Raw genomic sequence first — 18794 nt, forward strand, 5'->3', positions numbered from 1 at the left:
ATCGGATGCGTTGGAGATCAGCTCGCGCAGGAATACTTCTTTGTTGGAGTAGAGGCTGTGAGCCATCAGGCTCAGCAGTTGTTTGACTTCAGTCTGAAAGCCGTGGGTTTCGGCATGAACACTTTGGGTCATGGACCAATCCTCAGAAACATCGGGTTGAACATATGCCCAACCTAGATGGGGACGGCCAATCAAATATCAAGGGGGCGAATGTGCAATCCTGCTCATTCGCCCCCTTTTTCCATTCAACTGCCGATTTTCTGATCAAGCCGCAATGATACAGCCCTATCCCGCCCCTTATTTGAGGCGCTGACGCCCCATCAGGGAGTGGGAGAGCGTGGTGCCATCCACCAGCTCCAGCTCTCCGCCCACCGGCACACCGTGGGCGATGCGGCTCACCTCTACCCCGGCAGCACGGGCCATATCAGCGATATACCAGGCGGTAGCATCCCCCTCGATGGTGGGATTAGTAGCGAGGATCAGCTCACTGATGTGCTCTTCCTTCAGACGGCGCTCGAGAATATCGAGCCCCAGCTCCTCCGGGCCGATGCCGTCCAGCGGCGACAGATGGCCCATCAGCACAAAGTAACGACCGGAAAACTGACCGGTCTGCTCGATGGCCGCCACGTCCGCCGGGCTCTCCACCACGCAGAGCAGGCCATTCTCTTCCCGCTTGGGATTGGCGCAGATATCGCAGCGGTCGTTCTCGGTAAAGGTGCGACAGTGGCTGCAGTGACCAATCTCGGTCAGGGCGCGAGAGAGCAGCTGGGCCAGACGCAAACCGCCGCTGCGCTCACGCTCGAGCAGGGTAAAAGCCATCCGCTGGGCAGACTTGGGCCCCACCCCCGGCAATACCTGCAGGGCTTTCATCATCTCATCGAGCAGGGGACTGAACTTCATAACACTCCTTACACGGGCCTGCCCCTCGCCACCACCAGGGCCACGACGGGTCAGCAAAACAGGATAACGCCAATGGCGCAGGACTATACCCGAGCCGGCCCATGACTGCCATTTGCTTTGCTGGCCAGCGCAAAAACGCGGCGCTTATACTTGGTCAAAGACAAACGGGTGGTGTAATAAAAGATCGCTCCCCTCATCAGGACAAGGAGGTTAAATGGAGACACAACATATAAAGCCTCTGGTCCGCCGAAACGGACTAACCCTGATCTGGGCCGGGGGGCTCATCACCAGCCTGATGCTATTACTACTCTGGTTGCTTGTGGAAGGCCGGGTGCTCCCGGCCTATATATTGTTGCTACTGAGTGGCATGATGATAACCTTGATAGGCTGGTTCAAGCTCAATGAGCCCCCGATCAGCCTATCCCTATGCCAGCACTCCCTCCACTATCACCACAAATATGGCGGCTGGGCACTGAAGTGGCACAACATCCAGCGTATCGATCAACCCAGAATCCATGTTGGTTGGGATCTCCAGCCCCTGCCCTATATCGGTTTCAAGATAAAACAGTATGACGAGTTTCTGACACTGATCACTCCCAGACTGGCCGTGCATCTGTTGACAGAGCAGCGCCCTGTGTTGCTGCATGCCCTGCATAATGAGCAGCTCCATGGGCAGCCAGTGCATACAAATGACCCCTTACAAGGCATCGACTGGCTGGAGGAGAGTCACTTTTGCTCCCCGCAAGGGCTGCACTACGATGGCGCATTGGCCATGCTGGCTCAACGGATGATTCGCATGCGCCACTTGCTCGGTTATGACCTGTTGATCCCGGTAGGCAGCCTGGATCGGGAACCGGATGATTTCCTCAAACTGCTGCGCCAATACAGGCAGGAGGCGATCGTCTCTCCACTACCTTCATCAGAGCCACACGCTCAATAACCCCCCTGCCAAGTGGTTGTCGCTACGTCCCAGGCACTAAACGGTGAGCTATCCAACGCGGTTGTAACACCCATTAGACGATTGCAGAGAGTGCTGATGAGAACTACCGATTCCCATAACACTAAATACTCATACCCTGAAGTAACCACCCTTCACCATGTGGTGCGGTGTTTATTTGAACAGTTAACTGCCATGGGTCATGGCAGTTAAAGAGGCTCATTTTTCGACATTGGATGCCAAAACGCTCAAGCGCTCTTGGCAACACGTTTTTATTTGTAATGGCTAACCAAAATCTAATTACCATACAAGTAACCCGAATTGCCGACGCACCTCCTACAGCGAATCATCACTTTTATTTAAGCCTTATTTTTTATACACTTAAATACATGTCGGGAGATTATTGTATGGCTTTACCCTCAGATCACGAAGGATATCGAGCCGAGTAAAACCAATCAGGAAGCAGAACACGTGTCCTCGAGAAGCAAACAAACCGTCAAGCTTGATGATGTCGCGGCCCTGGCCAAAGTGTCCCCCTCGACAGTCTCACTTTATGTACGTCATCCAGACAAGGTAAAAGCCAATACCGGCCATAAAATTCAGCGTGCCATTGATGAATTGGGTTATGTGCACAACAAAATTGCCAGTCAGTTTACTGCCGGGCGAAGCTCGGCAATGGCAATTATCGTTCCTTCCATTTCCAATATTACCTTTAGTACCTTTGTACAACAGATTGAACATATCGTGAGTGATGCAGGTTTTCAGCTCTATATCGCATCTCATGATCACTCCATGGAAAAAGAGGAGCAGCAGATCCGCTCCATTTTACAATGGTCTCCTGCTGCCATAACCCTCACTGGCGCTAAGCACAGTGATACTACGATTCGTATGCTGGAGCACAGTGCGGTGCCTGTGGTTCAAGCATGGCAAATCGGTGAAGCCAGTCCGTTTGTCGCGCAGGTCGGTATCGATCATTTTCAGGTGGGTTACGATGCCGCATCTTACCTGATACGCTCCGGCTGCCATAAAATTGCCTATTTCACGACCCGTTTTAACGATGACGTGCGTGCGCAGAGCCGCTACAGCGGCTTTTGCCAGGCACTTGAGACGGCGGGTATGGATCCCTTGTTGGTCGAAATCCCTTACAGCGACAATATTTATCCCGCCGCGCGCGAGCTACTCATCAAGACACTGCTCAAAGAGCGAAAACTCGACGGCATTTTTGCATCAAACGATACCATTGGTACGGCATTGCTGATGGAGGCGATTGCACGCAATATCCCGGTACCAGAGCAACTCTCTATCATCGGGTTTGGCGATTTTCCAGGTAGCGGTTATCTGGCACCCGTGACCTTGTCCAGTATCAATATCAATATCCACTCTGTTGCCAGCCAGGCTGCATCCATGATGTTGCGGATGGCTCGCGAGCCCGATTATAAGGGCGAGATCATTGATGCCGGATTTGACTTGATCCCCAGACAGAGTACCCGGTTTGTTTTGTGACCAAGCCAATATAGTCACACCATGAACCATCACAAAACCATGGCCTTGATAAATAGCCCATGAAGATAAATGCCCCCCATGTATCTACCAGAACACTATCCGTTGCGTCAGATATTTTTAAGCAGGACACCAGTCACTGCCTGCGCTACAAGGTTTTGGTTAAGTAATATCGTTGATGAAACACCGGGCACTTTTCCAACGTCATGACGACTGAATACCCCCGCGCTTGGTAAAAAGGCTTTGCTTGAAAGCTAAAAGTATCGAGCTGTGAAAAACAGCAGCCGCGCTCGCGGGCAGCCTGCTCCATCGCCGCCAATAACCGGCCTCCTACACCGCGCCCCCGCAGGCTACTGGCCACCCACAGATACTCGATATAGAGCCAGTTACCGTAGGTATGGCCGCTGCATCCTCCGGCACGACGTTGCTGCTCATCCTGATAGAAGATGGCAAGTGGGCGACGTATCTGTTCACCGACAAACTCACGATTGGTTTTGATCAGGTTGTCTCGTAAAAAATCTATGTCGTCCTGGCTGGGGTTTTGCACAACGTCAAGAGTGTCAATCATGCTGCTCTGCTCCTCTGTTGAAACATAATGGCCGTGAACATTGTCACGGCCATGGGTTATCCGGGTCGCATCCTCTATAGCGAACGCCGGTGCGATTTACTCCAGATCCTTTAGCTCGGCAAACAGCGAAGCCCAGGGACTTTTGGCACGATAGAACACCGGGGGCTGGCCAATCGGTGCAGGCAGAGTGACCCGCTGGCCCCCTGTAAAGCGCTGGCCGCTCCAGACATGCGTCCACTGCTCACCTGCAGGCAGGTAAGTTGTCCACTCACGCACATCCCCTTGGTGAACCGGTGCCACCAGCAACTCTGACCCATAGAGGTATTGATCCTGTATGACGTAGGTCTCGGGATCATGTTCAAAATGCAGCATCATGGCACGTTGAACCGGATACCCTTTCTCGGCCGCTTCATCCACCAGGCTACGCAAGTAAGGAGTCAGGTGGCAATAAACTCGGGTCATCCGGGCAAAATGCGCCAACGTGCTGCCATCCTGGTCAAACTGGAAATTCTCATCAGGGCGGTTACCTTCGTGGGTACGCATGACTGGGGTAAAGGCAGCCATTTCAACCCAGCGGTCAAACAGCTCCTTGGTTCGACGGTTGCCAAACAGTGAGGTGTAGCCACCGATATCCGAGTGGTGATACGCGTTCCCCAACATACCGGAGGAGAGCGCCCCCGAGATCACCGTGACCAGACCGTCGTGACGGCTGAAATCGACACATTGATCGCCTGCCCACAGTAGCGGGCAGTATTGCTGCACCCCGGTGTAACCGGCTCGCATAAAGAAAAGGGCATCACCGGTTTGGCCGTTCATCGCGATCGCTTCAGCGTTGCACTGGGCCCACAGAGTCGGCCAGGCATTGTGCATCAGCTTGGCATCGACACCGTTGTGCAGGTAGATGTTATCGGTCGGCAGGTACTCGCCAAAGTCAGCCATCCACCCCTTGATCCCCATATCCAGCATGTTTTTACGCAGCACGGTATCACGGAACCAGGCCATGGCGTCTGGATTGGTAAAGTCGACACAGCCGCAATAGAATTCGCCAAAGTCGACCAGCGCAACCTGACCATCCTTGTCCAGCGCCATATAGCCGAACTCTTTGGCGATTGGAAACAGCTTGCCATCTTCACACAGGTAGGGGTTGACGTAGGCCATGAACTCGATGCCCTGGTCATTGAGCGCCTTGATCCTGGCGGGCAGATTGGGGTAGCGATCCTGATGGTACTGCCAATCCCAGTCCCAGAACAGGCGCTTGCCAAACGAGGTGACCCGCAAGCCGCACCAGTCTTCACTCCACAGACCCGAAACCTTGATACCATGGTCAAGGGCGTTTTCCAGACGACTGAAGGTATTGACCTCCCCCCCCTTCAGACCAAGGATCGCCCCCTTGTAAACCCACTCCGGCAACCTGGGCTGGCGGCCAAACCGGGCGGACAGTTTTTCGATAATGCCCAGATAGCTCTCTGCGGTGCGCAACTCGATGGCCTGCGGGATCGCCCACACTTGCAGCTCATGAAACCCTTCGTGACGAAAATCGAAATCGGCATAAGCGGTGGTGTCGATATGGCAGCTGTATTTGCGAGAGGAGACAAACGTGGGTTGCGGATAGTTGGTGTGGTAGTAATCCCCACCGGCTTTGCCCATCACATCGGCTTTCCATTTGATCTCGCTGTGGGGATGGCGACCAACACCGGGCTCTGACGTCCACAACGGAAAGTGACGGCCACGCAAATCAAAATAGGACATCTGCTCGCCACAACCCCAGACATGCTCTTTACGTTCGGCCGGCAATCTGACCCAAAAGCGGTTATATGCCTCGTCCAGTATGGTCGGATAAAGCATCACATCATCGCCATCACACACCACAGCCACCTGTAGCAAAGCCGGGGTCAAGGCATTCGGGGCAAAAACGAACAGGTTGTTGTCAACCTGTTCGATATGAGTCAATGCGACGCGAGACTCGATGTAGTCTTCGATGTCAAAGTTGCCGCGATAAATTTCCATTTTTTCCCGGCCCTTGCCTATATAAAACGCTGGGGCATCCGCTTGATGAGAAAATAACAACTGCTGCTGGTGCTGAATCGTTAACGCCTGTGACGAAAATTCGAGTTGCATTGCATAAGCTCCTGTTTAGTCGGGCCATCCCCGCTTGCTCGCAAACACAATAATAGCGCTACGATTTCATTTCAATCGCGTAAAACCCAAACAGCGATCTCGATCACCAATCAACACCCGCCACATGAAAAGGTTTGGCTCGCTTGCAAACACTATTTGTAAGAGAATCCTTAACCACCAGCGCAATCTCTCGATCTGGATCCCACTTTTCAACAATCACACTTGCGCCAATAATCGCATCGCTACGATTATTGGGCTGCCGGATGGATTCCACACTATGGAGAATAAAATGGTTGTTCAGGCGCATATCGAAAGCAGACTGCCTTTTAGGGAAAAACTTGCCTATGGCGTCGGCGATTTTGGTTACAACTTTGTATTGAATATCACCACCCTCTACCTGCTTAAATTTCTGACCGATGTAGCAGGTATCAATGCGGCGTGGGCAGGCGTCATCTTTTTGGTGGCGAAAGTGTTCACCGGCTTCACCGACCTGGGCACCGGCATTTTCCTCGACACCCGCAAGAGCTTCGGACCTCGCGGCAAGTTTCGTCCGATGCTGCTCTGGACCATAGTGCCCCTGTTTGTCTGCAACATGTTGCTGTTTTGCAATTTTGAGCTCGACAGCGAGACCAAGACCACCCTGTTCATCGTCTGCTTTATGGCCTTTGGCCTGTTCTTTAGCTTGGGCAATGCCAGCTATGGCGCCATGGTGCCCTCTATGACCAAAAATGTTCAGGATCGCGCAGAGCTGGCAGCATGGCGTCAGGGCGGAGCCAACACCGGCCTGTTGTTAGCCACCGTCGGTTTCATGCCCATCGCCATGTTGTTTGAATCCCAGGAGACCGGCTACATGGTGGCAGCCCTGGCCTACACCTCGGTCGGCTTGGCGGCGGTGCTCTTTTGCTACCTCAACGTCAAAGAACACCACACCATCATAGGTAATGACCCTGACCAGATAGTCGAGAAGCCCACCATCAAGGAGGGGCTCAAGGCGGTACTCAAGAACAACCAGTTGCTGGTGCTGGCAGTAGCCAACCTGCTGACCCTCTCCGCATTCAACGTCAAACTCACCGTGCAGGTCTTCTACGCCCAGTACATTCTGGGTGATGTCTCCATGGTCTCTTACATGAGCTTTGTCAGCATGGGGTGCATCTACCTCGGGGTGTTGTCTGTGCCTGCGCTGGTACGCCGCTTCGGCAAAAAACCTGTCTATCTGGCCGGATTGTGCCTGTGGATCTCCGGCGACATTGCCAACTACCTGTTCGGTGGCACCGTCATGAGTTACGTGCTGTTCACCTCGCTGGCGTTCTTTGGCACCTCTTTCGTCAACAGCCTTAACTGGGCATTTGTCTCAGATACCGTTGAGTACGGTGAGTGGAAAACCGGTACCCGTACCGAAGGCTTGGTCTACTGCGGCATGACCTTCTTTAGAAAGTGTTCGCAAGCTATCGCAGGGTTCGTCCCCGGGTTCGCTCTGGCACTGGTTGGCTATATGCCCAATGTGGAGCAAACCGATGCCGCCAAAGCCGGGATCACCGGACTGATTTTCATCTACCCGGCAAGCCTGGCCATCGTAACGGCACTGGTGATGGCCCTCTTCTACACCCTCAACGAGCAGCGCTATCAAGAGATCATCGCCAGCCTTGGTGCCCACCGTGTGGCGACCACCCAAAGCTGACTCTCATGCAACTGGCAGCGGCGTGCTGGCCACGCTGTTGCTCTCTTCAAGGATGTGATCCCATGACATATCGCAATGTGGCAAGTGACCGTCTGGCATGGCAGGAAAAGATGGCCTACGGAGTGGGTGATCTCGGCTATAACTTCCTGCTCAACTGCACAACTCTCTATTTGCTGATCTTCCTGACCGATGTGGCAGCCATTCCGGCAGCATGGGCCGGAGCAATCTTTCTGGTTTCGAAGTTCTTTACCGCCTGCACCGATCTGGTGACCGGCAGCGTGCTGGATAATCGTTCCGAGCTCGGCCCCAGAGGTAAATTTCGCCCCTTCCTGCTCTGGACCATAGTGCCACTGGCTCTTATCAACACCGCCCTGTTTACCAGCGTTGAGCTCCCGGTCATCGCTAAAACAGTGCTGTTTACCCTGCTGTTCATGATGTTTGGTGCCTTTTACAGTTTTGGCAATGCCTCCTATGGCGCCATGGTCCCGGCCCTCACCAAGCGACTCCAGGACCGAGCCGAGCTCGCCGCCTGGCGCCAGGGGGGAGCCAATACCGGATTACTGCTCTGCTCGGTAGGGTTCATGCCGCTGGTATTGCTGTTTGACAAGCCACAGGTCGGCTATAGCGTTGCGGTACTGATTTATTCGGTCATGGGGGCTGCAGCAGTACTCTTTTGCTACAGCAGAGTTCGTGAACGCCATGTGCTGCCATCGGTTGTCAACGAATCGGGGTTTTCGGCAGTACAAACCAACGCACGGGCCGTGCTGGCAAACCGTCCGCTGGGCATCCTGGCGCTGGCCAATCTGCTGACGCTGGCAGCGTTCAACACCAAGCTGATTGTTCAGGTTTTTTACGCCCAATATGTGATTGGCGACGTATCGATGATCGCCTACATGAGCTTCATCAGCATAGGGTGTATCTACCTGGGGGTATTGCTGGTTCCCTTTGCCGTGCACCGTTTTGGCAAACTACCTGTCTATCTGGCCGGTATTGGCGTGTGGATATGCGGTGACCTGCTCAACTACCTCTACAGCGAGAGCGCTCTCGATTACATCCTCTTTACCTCCCTGGCCCTGTGGGGATCCGCTTTCGTCAACAGTCTCAACTGGGCGTTCATCTCTGACACCGTCGAGTATGGGGAATGGAAAACCGGCATCCGCACCGAGGGGCTGGTCTACTGCAGTCTGACCTTCTGCCGCAAATGCTCGGCCGCGCTTGCGGGCCTCATTCCCGGGCTGGTGCTGGCATGGTCAGGCTATGTTCCCAACGCGACGCAAAGCACCGAGACCCAAAGCAGCATCGCTAATCTGATGTTTCTCTACCCGATCTGCGCCCTGATTTGCGCTGCAGCCTTGATGTTGCTGTTCTACCCGCTCACTGATGCCCGCTATCAACAGATCGTCCGGGAGCTGGCACAACGCCATGCCCTTGCTTCTCCCCGGAGACCCCATCACCGGATACATGAGCAATCTACTCCATCGCCTGACAGCCATCTTCTTCGCGCAGGTCAGAATGGGGGAATTTAACATGCTGTTTTTATTGAATTAATCCTTAATCAAATCAGACAAAGAGAGCGGTATTCCTATGTCATTCAACAGTGAAAACCTGGCCAAGCTCGATATCTCGGCGCTGCGTAGCCAACGCTGGTATGCCCCCGACACCATCCGTGCCTTCGCCCACCGTCAACGCAGTCAGCAAAGTGGCTTGAACCGCGACGAATTCATGGGCAAGCCAGTGATCGGGATCATCAATACCTGGAGTGAAATGAGCCCCTGCCATAGCCACCTGCGTGAGCGCGCCGAGGCCGTCAAGCGAGCCGTCTGGGCCGCGGGAGGCTACCCCGTTGAATTGCCCGCGCTGTCGGTCGGGGAAGTATTGGTCAAGCCGACCACCATGCTCTATCGCAACTTTCTTGCGATGGAGGCAGAAGAGCTGCTGCGCCAGCATCCGATCGATGGGGCTGTGCTGCTCGGCGGTTGCGACAAATCCACGCCAGCCCTGCTGATGGGCGCCATTTCGATGGACTTGCCTGTGATCTTCTGCCCCGCCGGCCCCATGTCGAGCGGCAAATGGCGCGGTCATGTCACCGGTGCCGGTACCCATACCAAGAAGTTCTGGGATCAATTGCGCTTGGGGGCCATTACCCAGCATGACTGGATCGAGCTGGAGGGGGCGATGACTCGCTCCATCGGCACCTGCAATACCATGGGCACAGCATCCACCATGACCTCCATCGCCGATGCCATGGGCTTTATGTTGCCGGGGGCCAGCTCCATCCCCGCCGCTGACTCGCGACACGTCCAGATGGCAGCCCAATGCGGCCAAATCATCGTCGACATGGTGTGGCATGATCACAAACCTTCCCGCTGGCTGACCCGAGCCAACTTCCTCAATGGCGTAGTGGCCTACATGGCGCTCGGCGGCTCCACCAATGCCGCGATCCACATGATTGCGATGGCCAACCGGGCGGGCATCAACCTCACTCTGGAAGACATGGAGTCGGTGGCACGGGAAGTCCCTGTGCTGGCCAATCTGTTTCCCTCTGGTGATCAGTTGATGGAGGAGTTCTTCTTCGCCGGCGGTCTGATGGCCCAGCTGAAAAAGGTGGAGTCATTCCTCCACCTCGATGCGATCGGGGTCACCAATCGTCCCGTTGCACAGTGGATTGCCAACGCGACCTGTTATGACGACAACGTGATCCGCTCGCTAGATAACCCTGTGGTACCGCTCTCCCGTGGATGTGCATTGACAGTATTGCGCGGCAATCTGTGTCCCAACGGGGCTGTGATGAAATCATCTGCCGCCAAACCCGAACTGCGCCACCACAAGGGCCCTGCCATCGTCTTCGACAGCCATCAAGAGCTCTCGGATCGCATCGATGACCCCGCCCTGGAGGTAACCAAGGAATCAGTGATTATCCTGCGCAATGCCGGCCCGGTCGGCGCGCCGGGCATGCCGGAGTGGGGCAACCTGCCGATCCCGAAAAAGCTGCTGCAACAAGGCGTCACTGACATGGTGCGGATTAGCGATGCCCGCATGTCCGGTACTCACTATGGCACCTGTATCCTGCACGTTGCCCCTGAAGCGGCCATTGGTGGCCCACTGGCACTGGTACGTACCGGTGACCTCATCGAGCTCGATATCGCCAATGGCCGCCTCAACATGCTGGTCAGTGATGAAGAGCTGGCCGAGCGCCGCCGCACGCTCAAACCGGTACACAAAGTTTATGAACGCTCTTATGCCGCACTCTATCAACAACATGTGACCCAGGCCGATCAGGGCTGTGACTTCGATTTCCTCCAGGCTGGCAGCAAAGTGCCCGAGCCCCCGATTTTCTAAAGGAGCAAACAATGAATCCGTTCAAACTTGCGATTACTCAAGGTCCACGCCCACTGGGCACCTGGATGATGACTGGCAGCGATACGGTGGCGGAAGCCATGGCGACTGTCGGTTTCGATTTCTTGGTGCTGGACCAGGAACATGTGCCGGTCGATAGCCTGGATGCGATCCGTATCGATCGCGCCATTCGTGCCAGCAACCCGGCCACCACCCCACTCTACCGCCTGGCCTGGAACGACACTGTGTTGATCAAACGGGCGCTTGATGGCGGTGCAACGTCGCTGATGGTGCCGTTTGTCAACAGTGCAGCAGAAGCCCGCAAAGCGGTAGAGGCGGCCTACTACCCTCCCCTAGGCAAACGCGGCTTTGCCGCGGTGCATCGTGCGTCCGGTTACGGTGCCGACCCCGAATTCGTGCGTAAAGCCCGGGAAGAGCTCTGCCTGATCCTGCAAATTGAGACCCCTGACGCCATTGATGCCATGGAAGAGATGGCCATTGAAGGAGTGACCGGCTTCTTTATCGGCCCCGGCGATATGAGCGCAGCCATGGGCCATATTGGCAATCCCTCTCACCCCGAGGTGCAAGCCAAGATCCGTGAAGGGCTGGAGAAGTGCCAGCGCTTGGGATTGCCTTGCGGGATCGTCGGTGGCAACCCCGAGCTGGTGAACAAATATCAAGAGATGGGTTTTAGCTTCGTGGCGCTCGGCTCCGACATGAGTTACCTGCTGGCTCGCGCCCGTGAACAGCTCGCCGCGATCCGGGGGGAACGTCTGAGCATATCCGGTGGCGAGGTTTACTGATGAAGAGGCTTCACCGCCAAAGCGGCCCGCTTGATCTGGAGCTCATCCCCGAGCTCGGTGGCGCTATCAGCAAACTGACCTGGCATGGCAGGGAGATCTTGCGCTCCCTGCCCGATGGTCAGAACGTCACGGTCAACCAGGGGGGCTGTTTTCCCCTGGTACCTTACTCCAACCGTATCGCTCATGGACGGTTTCACTTCGCCGGATGTGATTACGCCCTGCTGCGTAACTTTGGCGATCATCCCCACTCAATTCATGGCAACGGCTGGCAGCAGCCATGGCAAGAAGGGGATGCAGATGATGACTCTGTCGTGCTGACCCTGCACCATGACGCACAGGGAGCATCCGCGGCGCAATGGCCCTGGCCTTATCGGGCAACTCAGCGCTTCACCCTGCAAGAGAATGCGCTGCATATCATACTCACTTACCACAATCTGGCCGATCACGCTGTCCCGGCTGGGCTGGGCTTTCACCCCTATTTTCCCCGTGCGGCGCACGCCGAGATCCAGTTCGACGCAGGCGGTGTGGTACTCAACGACCACAAGTTCCTGCCCACTGGTCTCGCGCCAGTACCGACCCAATGGAACTATCGCACTTGGCGCAAACCTGAACCCGCCAGTGTCGATAACTGCTTCCATCACTGGAGTGGCTGTGCACGGGTGCGCTGGCCAGATGAGAAGCTGATGGTGACCCTGAGCTCACCCGATGCGCCTCACGCCATCCTGTTTCTGCCGCCCGCCGATCGTGACTTCATCGCCATCGAGCCGGTTTCTCATATCAATGATGCCATCAACAACGGTGGCTTTGGTGACCCTGCGCTGGCCATGGCCACTGTGCCAGCCAATGGGCAGTTGCAGATCTCCATGCTGCTTGAGGTTTCTCACTATGCCTAATCCTGCTCTGCTACTTGCCGACTACCGCGGCCATCTGCCCGAGTGCCCGACCTGGAGCACTGATGAACAGGCGCTCTACTGGACCGATATTCTCGAGCGTTGCCTGCACCGCTATCACCCCGAAAGCGGCGCCATGACGACAATCCCCTTCCCCGAAGAAGTGGGCTGTTTTGCCCTGCGCGAACAGGGTGGCTTTATCGCAGCGATGCGCACCGGGATCTATCTGTGTGATCAACACGGGCAAATTGAGCGTAAAGTCGCCGATAACCCCAATAACCCAGCGCTGGCCCGTTTTAATGATGGCGGTACCGATCAGGCGGGTCGTTTCTATGCGGGCACTTACTGGAGCCCACGAGATTACAACGGCGCCCTGCTATGCCGGGTTGATGCCGAGCTGCAGATGTCGGTGATCCAGTGCGACATTCTGGGAGCCAATGGCTTGGCATTCAGCCCAGACATGCGCTGGATGTACACCACTGATACCCCCAACCGCCGCCTTTATCGCACTCCGTTGGCCCGCGACGGTTCACTCGGTCAACGGCAACTGCTGCGCGAGTTTGCAGCCCGCGCCGACGAAGGGCGCCCGGATGGGGCTGCAATCGATGTCGAAGGATGCTACTGGAGCGCCCTGTTTGATGGCCATCGTATCGCCCGCTTCTCTGCAGAGGGGGTATTGCTGGCCGAATATCCCTTGCCGGTACGTTGCCCCACCATGGTCTGTTTTGGTGGTGAAGACATGAAGACCCTCTTCATCACCACCACTCGCGAAAATATGGACGCCGCCGAACTGGCAGCACGTCCGCTCTCAGGTGCGCTGTTCAGCATGCGTGTTGACATCGCCGGTCTTGCTAAACCCACATTTAAGGAAAACAACGGATGAAAACTATCGGCTTTATCGGTCTTGGTCTGATGGGCGAAGCGATGTCAAAGAACATCGTCAAAAAATTTGATGGCAATGTGTTGGTATTCGATATCAATCAGGAGGCTGTCGCCCGGGTGGTCGATGCAGGCGCCATCGCCTCCCCTTCCATTGCCAGGTTGGCAGCCGATGCGGATGTGATCATCTCCATGGTACCGCGCTCCGAACACGTCAAAGCGGTCTATACCGAACTGCTGCCACACCTTGGCCCCGGCAAGATCACCATCGACATGTCCACCATTGACCCGGCAGTGTCAATCGCCTTATCCCGCCAGGTAGCAGAAACCGGTGCCGTGATGCTCGATGCGCCCGTGGTCAAATCGGTCCCTGCCGCCGTGGCTGCCGAGCTCGGGATCTACATAGGTGGCGACCTGTCCGCCTACAAAAAGGTCAAGCCATTGCTAGCCATGATGGGCAGCAACCAGATCCACCTGGGGGGCAACGGCCGTGGTTTGATCATGAAGGTGCTGCACAACACCTTGGTCGCCCAAATTCAGAACAGTGTCAACGAAATGCTGGCCACCGCCGATCATTTCGGCATCGATAAAGAGAGCTTCAACACCGCCGTCTCTTACGGTGGCGGCAGCAACTTCTATCTGACCAGCAAGATAGGTGCCCTGATCGCCGAGAACTACAACACTGTCTTCTCGCTGGAGAACATGGCCAAAGATATCGGCATTATGAAGAACCTCATGGGCGAAGAAGCGCTGACCCTGCCCGGAGTCGAATTGGTGAATAACATTTACCAGCAAGGCCTGAATAACGGTTTGGGCCGTGAGGATTTCTGTGCCACTTATAAGTTGGTAAAGCAAAACATTCAATAGCTGGCTGATAAAAACCATCGCATGAGGTAATTAATTTACCTCATGCCAATCGCTGCACGATTTAATATCAATTTACCATTGGCGAGTCAATCACTATGCGTATCCACCCCAAAATATGCTTAATCCCTCTTATATGCTGCAACGCAGCTTTCGCAGGCGGTTATTTTGAAAGCCGTGAGGCATTTAACTTTGCTACCGACCAACATGAGTTATTGTTGCGACTCGGCTATAACTGGGAATCTGGTGCCGGCATTATGGCCAGCAATGCGTATAATACCGATAAACTAGACAAGCTAAAGCACAGTTATAACGAAATTGAAGGGTGGTATCCGCTATTAAATTTAACCACCAAACTCTCGGTCAATGCCGGTGGTTTGGTTAACTCCTCTAGCTCTGGCTCTGGTGGCTCTGCGTATCTGGATGGAAAGTACAACTTTACCGATAACTTTTCCGTTATTGCACGATACCGTTACAATCATCAAAATTATCTAACTACGGATCTTGATGGTTATGGCGATAATAACGATACCAATGAATACGCACTGTATATTGTCAATAAAATAACACCAGCTTTGACCCATACTTTTGAATCGCACTATTTTTCTCGCGTCAATAATTTCAACAGTGCTAATGGGAAAGATCATCACTGGGAGCTAACCAGTCAAACCCGCTATCGAATCAATCCACAATGGATGCCTTATCTGGAATTACAGTGGTACGATAGAAATATTGCCTATGATGCAGAGGCATACCGGATCCGTATTGGTGTTAAATACTTTTTCTAATGTTGCCAGATGAATTCAATCTATGACTCACGGAGAGCAGTTATGAACTATTCCCAGCAAGTACAATATCACTCTATTGCCGGCAAGGTCGCCGTTATCACAGGTGGCGCCAGTGGCATTGGCGAAGAGTTGGTGCGCGCCTTTGTCAGCCAAGGTGCCAAAGTCGCCTTCCTCGATTTTGATAAATCTGCAGGCGAAGCACTCGCGCATGAGCTCGACTGCCTGTTTCTGTTTTGCGATGTCACCGACCTGACTCTGCTCAAAGCGTGTTTTACGACCATTGAACAACAGCTGGGCAGTGTCGATATCCTGATCAACAACGCGGGCAGCGATGATCACCATAAAATTGAGGATCTGACCGAGGAGTATTTCGAAAACCGCATCAATATCAATCTGCGTCACCAGTTGTTTGCGATCCAAGCCGTGCTGCCAGGCATGGAGCAAAAAGGGAGCGGCAGCATCATCAATATGGGATCCATCAACTGGATGCGGGGCCGCCCCGGGAGAGTCTGCTACTCCCTGTCAAAAGCCGCTATCCATGGTTTTACCCGTACCCTGGCGCAGGAGTTGGGCGCAAGAGGCATTCGGGTTAACAGCCTGGTCCCAGGCGCAATCCGTACCCCCAAACAGGATGCGATGTGGGCGCAACTCGACCCTGCCGCGGTGAACCAGTTTGTCGAACTGCAAGCTCTCAAATTCCGTCTCGATGGCTCACATTGTGCTCGCATGGCCCTCTTCCTGGGTTCTGACGAATCCAATGGCTGTACCGGCCAAGATTTCATTGTTGATGCAGGGCTTACTCTGAACTAGGGCTCTGTCCCAAGGCTGTCTGCTTGAAATGATGAGGTTTGAGCAATATCTGGCTGGCATGGCATTCAACCATGCCGGGCAATCCAGAAGAGGCAAATGCTGCAGATATTGCTTGTTTTTATAGATACGCGCTTGGCTAGATGGGACAGGTCTCGATGCAAATGGGGAAAACGCCATTAATCCGAGCAAGAGTGGTCTCCATGACCCTCTCTTACATCTGAGGGTACCGGAAGAAGATCCCACCATCTTCAGAATGATGCGATCAACTGATATGCAAACCACCAACAGTTGAGATAGTCGGGGCGCATAATAAATCATGCATAAAGAAAAACCCCTGCTCTAAAGCAGGGGTTTACTGTTTGGCGGTGAGGGAGGGATTCGAACCCTCGATACGTTGCCGTATACACACTTTCCAGGCGTGCTCCTTCAGCCACTCGGACACCTCACCAAATTTTTGCTCACTGCTTTATGTGCTTGAGCTGCACATTCGCTTGCGGACCATGCCGCGACGACGGGGCGTAATGTAAGGGATACGATGGCTTTTGGTCAATGCAATTTTTTACTTTTTGCGTTCGTTTGCTCAATATCCGAACCAAGTGACCAAAAATATGCCGTTTCGTATCCCTTTCAATCAATTTACTGCCGCTTCGTGCAAATGTTCACCTTTGAGCGCCTCTTCCAGCGAGCCGTAAAATTCCAGCTTGCCGGGTTGCGGCCGCACCTTGGCACGGGCCAGGGTCTTGAGCGGTTGGAACTGCAACTCGGCCACCCGCAACTCGACACCGGCTTTAGCCATCTGCTTGCCAAAGTGGAGGAAGGCAGACAGGCCGCCCGCATCGAGGATGGAAACCGCCTCCATCTGCAACACCAGCACATGGTGCCCTTTCACTTGCGCTTCCAGCTCGGCAAAGACCCGTTCGGCCGCTGCGAAGAAGAGCGGGCCGTTGATCTTGTAGAGCAGGCCGTTGTCCGGCACCTCGCGGGCATAGCGTTTGTGCTCGGCCAAATCGTGCAGTTTGGTCATCTTGGCGATTTCGCGCATAAAGAGCAGGGAGGCCAGGATCACCCCGAAGGTGATGGCGATGACCATGTCGAAAATGACGGTGAGTGACAGGCAGACCAGCAGCACCAGCACATCGGATTTGGGGGCGCGACGGATCAGCTCCACCACCTTGTGCGCTTCACTCATGTTCCAGGCCACGATGAGCAGCAAGGCAGCCATGGCCGAAAGCGGCAACCAGGAGAGCCAGGGGGCCAGCACCAGAATGGCGGCCAGCACCACCAGCGCATGAACAATCCCCGAGATAGGGGACGTAGCACCGGCACGCACGTTGGCGGCAGAGCGGGCGATGGCAGCGGTAGCGGTAATGCCGCCAAAGAAGGGGGCGAAGATGTTGCCAAGCCCCTGCCCCACCAGCTCGGCGTTGGAGCTGTGTTTGCGACCGGTCATGCCATCGAGCACCACGGCGCAGAGCAGCGATTCGATCGCCCCCAGCATCGCCATGGAGAAGGCGGCAGGCAGCAGCCGCTCAACAGCCGCCAGGTTCCATTCAACTGGCAAGCCATCAGGTCCGGGCAAGGCCCAGGGCATCACCAGGGTCGGCGCGATGGGCGGGATCCCCATCCCTTGGGTGCCGTCGGCCAGGGTATAGCTGAACTTGCTGCCGATGGTGGCCACATCCACCCCAAAGTAATGGAGGCCAAAACCCAGACCTACCCCGACCAGCACCGCGGGCAAGTGGCCGGGCACCGGCAGACGCAGGCGTGGCCAGAGCAGCAGCACGGCCAGCGTTGCGACCCCCACCAGGGTATCGCCCCACTGCCAGCTTGGCAGGGCGGCGGCCAGCGCCTCGACCTTGCCCAGATAGGTATCCGGCATCTCGGGCACGCTTAGGCCAAAGAAGTCCTTGATCTGCAAGGTGGCGATCACGATGGCGATACCACCGGTAAAGCCCAGCGTCACTGACGGGGGAATGTACTCGATAAGGCGGCCAAGACGGGCCATCCCCATCGCCACCAGAAAGAGGCCGGAGATGAGCGTCGCCATCAACAGACCACCGACCCCGAACTGCTGGGCGACCGGATAGAGGATCACTACAAAGGCAGCGGTTGGGCCGGAGATGGAATAACGGGAGCCACCGGTCACAGCAATCACGATACCGGCGATGATGGCGGTATAGAGACCGTGTTGCGGCGGTACACCGCTGGCGATGGCCAGCGCCATGGCGAGCGGGATGGCGATGATGCCCACCGTCACACCGGCGATAAGATCACGGCCGAAGCGGGCCATGCTATAGGGTTCATCAATACAGGACTGGCGTAAGGCTATGGCGAGCTTCACGCTATTTAAAGAGGCTTGCTTGTGCATGTATATCGTAATACCAGAAGAGGGAGATAAAGGCCGGAGAGATCCGGCGCCCGATCATCATCAAGGGCCGGCAGGGCTGTCGACGCGGCGATGGTATCCTGCGTAACCTTACTCCAGACGGGCCATTTTTTCGATGGGCAGGATCAATGAAAAGCACTCTGCCCCATGATTTGGCCCATTTACCGCCAAATCGCCGATCTTGACTCCAGCTCTCCCCCTTTTAGCCACAAAGATTACCATTTGAGCCTCACCTGGTTGCCAGCACGTTCACGACATCATGCTGGCATAATCAGGTTGATGCGAACCGAGCCAATAACCCCTGCGTCGGTTGGGGGCGGCGATGGCAAGAGACTGA

At 55.1% G+C, this 18794-nt stretch carries 16 protein-coding genes and 1 tRNA gene; 11 read left to right on the top strand and 6 right to left on the bottom strand.

The window, feature by feature from the left end; all coding sequences use genetic code 11:
* Positions 1 to 297: 297 nt before the first annotated feature.
* A complete protein-coding gene (gene recR, locus G5358_RS03570; RefSeq protein WP_019444931.1) occupies positions 298 to 900 on the bottom strand; it encodes a recombination mediator RecR in 603 nt (200 codons plus the stop codon).
* Between the two features lie 367 nt (positions 901 to 1267).
* On the opposite strand from recR, the gene G5358_RS03575 reads away from it, so the two are divergent.
* A complete protein-coding gene (locus G5358_RS03575; protein ID WP_421323618.1) occupies positions 1268 to 1840 on the top strand; it encodes a DUF2982 domain-containing protein in 573 nt (190 codons plus the stop codon).
* 468 nt (positions 1841 to 2308) lie between these two features.
* Positions 2309 to 3340 (top strand): LacI family DNA-binding transcriptional regulator, encoded by a 1032-nt coding sequence (locus G5358_RS03580; RefSeq protein WP_005346285.1) that lies wholly within the window; start codon positions 2309 to 2311, stop codon positions 3338 to 3340.
* A 145-nt stretch (positions 3341 to 3485) separates the two neighbouring features.
* Here G5358_RS03580 and G5358_RS03585 read toward each other — a convergent pair whose 3' ends face one another.
* From G5358_RS03585 to G5358_RS03595, 3 genes are all read right to left on the bottom strand, one after another.
* A complete protein-coding gene (locus G5358_RS03585) occupies positions 3486 to 3905 on the bottom strand; it encodes a GNAT family N-acetyltransferase (protein ID WP_421323619.1) in 420 nt (139 codons plus the stop codon).
* 96 nt (positions 3906 to 4001) lie between these two features.
* On the bottom strand, positions 4002 to 6023 hold the full coding sequence (locus G5358_RS03590) for an alpha-glucosidase (protein WP_421323620.1): 2022 nt from the start codon (positions 6021 to 6023) through the stop codon (positions 4002 to 4004).
* 103 nt (positions 6024 to 6126) lie between these two features.
* Complete coding sequence (locus G5358_RS03595; protein WP_421323621.1) at positions 6127 to 6330, bottom strand: hypothetical protein; 204 nt, start codon at positions 6328 to 6330, stop codon at positions 6127 to 6129.
* Between G5358_RS03595 and G5358_RS03600 the strand changes: the two genes are divergently transcribed.
* The 9 genes from G5358_RS03600 to G5358_RS03640 all read left to right on the top strand — a co-directional run bounded on the left by G5358_RS03600 (position 6313) and on the right by G5358_RS03640 (position 16071).
* Complete coding sequence (locus tag G5358_RS03600) at positions 6313 to 7701, top strand: glycoside-pentoside-hexuronide (GPH):cation symporter (protein ID WP_421323622.1); 1389 nt, start codon at positions 6313 to 6315, stop codon at positions 7699 to 7701. The genes G5358_RS03595 and G5358_RS03600 overlap by 18 nt on opposite strands.
* Positions 7702 to 7763: 62 nt before the next feature.
* Positions 7764 to 9227, top strand: a complete 1464-nt coding sequence (locus tag G5358_RS03605) for a glycoside-pentoside-hexuronide (GPH):cation symporter (RefSeq protein WP_216978943.1) — start codon at positions 7764 to 7766, stop codon at positions 9225 to 9227.
* Between the two features lie 58 nt (positions 9228 to 9285).
* Positions 9286 to 11040, top strand: coding sequence for an L-arabinonate dehydratase (gene araD / locus G5358_RS03610; protein WP_216978944.1), 1755 nt, complete (start codon positions 9286 to 9288; stop codon positions 11038 to 11040).
* An 11-nt stretch (positions 11041 to 11051) separates the two neighbouring features.
* On the top strand, positions 11052 to 11840 hold the full coding sequence (locus tag G5358_RS03615; protein ID WP_069556388.1) for an HpcH/HpaI aldolase family protein: 789 nt from the start codon (positions 11052 to 11054) through the stop codon (positions 11838 to 11840).
* Positions 11840 to 12733, top strand: a complete 894-nt coding sequence (locus tag G5358_RS03620; RefSeq protein ID WP_421323623.1) for an aldose 1-epimerase — start codon at positions 11840 to 11842, stop codon at positions 12731 to 12733. The genes G5358_RS03615 and G5358_RS03620 overlap by 1 nt, the downstream gene beginning before the upstream one ends.
* Positions 12726 to 13613: an SMP-30/gluconolactonase/LRE family protein gene (locus G5358_RS03625; protein WP_421236283.1), complete on the top strand. Its 888-nt coding sequence runs from the start codon at positions 12726 to 12728 to the stop codon at positions 13611 to 13613. The genes G5358_RS03620 and G5358_RS03625 overlap by 8 nt, the downstream gene beginning before the upstream one ends.
* The gene (locus G5358_RS03630) at positions 13610 to 14476 is read left to right on the top strand and encodes an NAD(P)-dependent oxidoreductase (RefSeq protein ID WP_069556391.1); all 867 of its coding nucleotides are present in this window, start codon (positions 13610 to 13612) and stop codon (positions 14474 to 14476) included. The genes G5358_RS03625 and G5358_RS03630 overlap by 4 nt, the downstream gene beginning before the upstream one ends.
* 95 nt (positions 14477 to 14571) lie before the next feature.
* Positions 14572 to 15261, top strand: coding sequence for a porin OmpL (gene ompL, locus G5358_RS03635; protein ID WP_216953422.1), 690 nt, complete (start codon positions 14572 to 14574; stop codon positions 15259 to 15261).
* Between the two features lie 42 nt (positions 15262 to 15303).
* On the top strand, positions 15304 to 16071 hold the full coding sequence (locus G5358_RS03640; RefSeq protein WP_216953421.1) for an SDR family NAD(P)-dependent oxidoreductase: 768 nt from the start codon (positions 15304 to 15306) through the stop codon (positions 16069 to 16071).
* A 360-nt stretch (positions 16072 to 16431) separates the two neighbouring features.
* Here G5358_RS03640 and G5358_RS03645 read toward each other — a convergent pair.
* Both G5358_RS03645 and dauA read right to left on the bottom strand, forming a co-directional pair.
* Positions 16432 to 16519, bottom strand: a tRNA-Ser gene (locus G5358_RS03645).
* A gap of 183 nt (positions 16520 to 16702) precedes the next feature.
* On the bottom strand, positions 16703 to 18439 hold the full coding sequence (gene dauA / locus G5358_RS03650) for a C4-dicarboxylic acid transporter DauA (protein ID WP_421320174.1): 1737 nt from the start codon (positions 18437 to 18439) through the stop codon (positions 16703 to 16705).
* Positions 18440 to 18794 lie beyond the last annotated feature (355 nt).

This window comes from Aeromonas sp. 604176 (assembly GCF_049170755.1).
Lineage (GTDB): Bacteria > Pseudomonadota > Gammaproteobacteria > Enterobacterales > Aeromonadaceae > Aeromonas > Aeromonas veronii_A.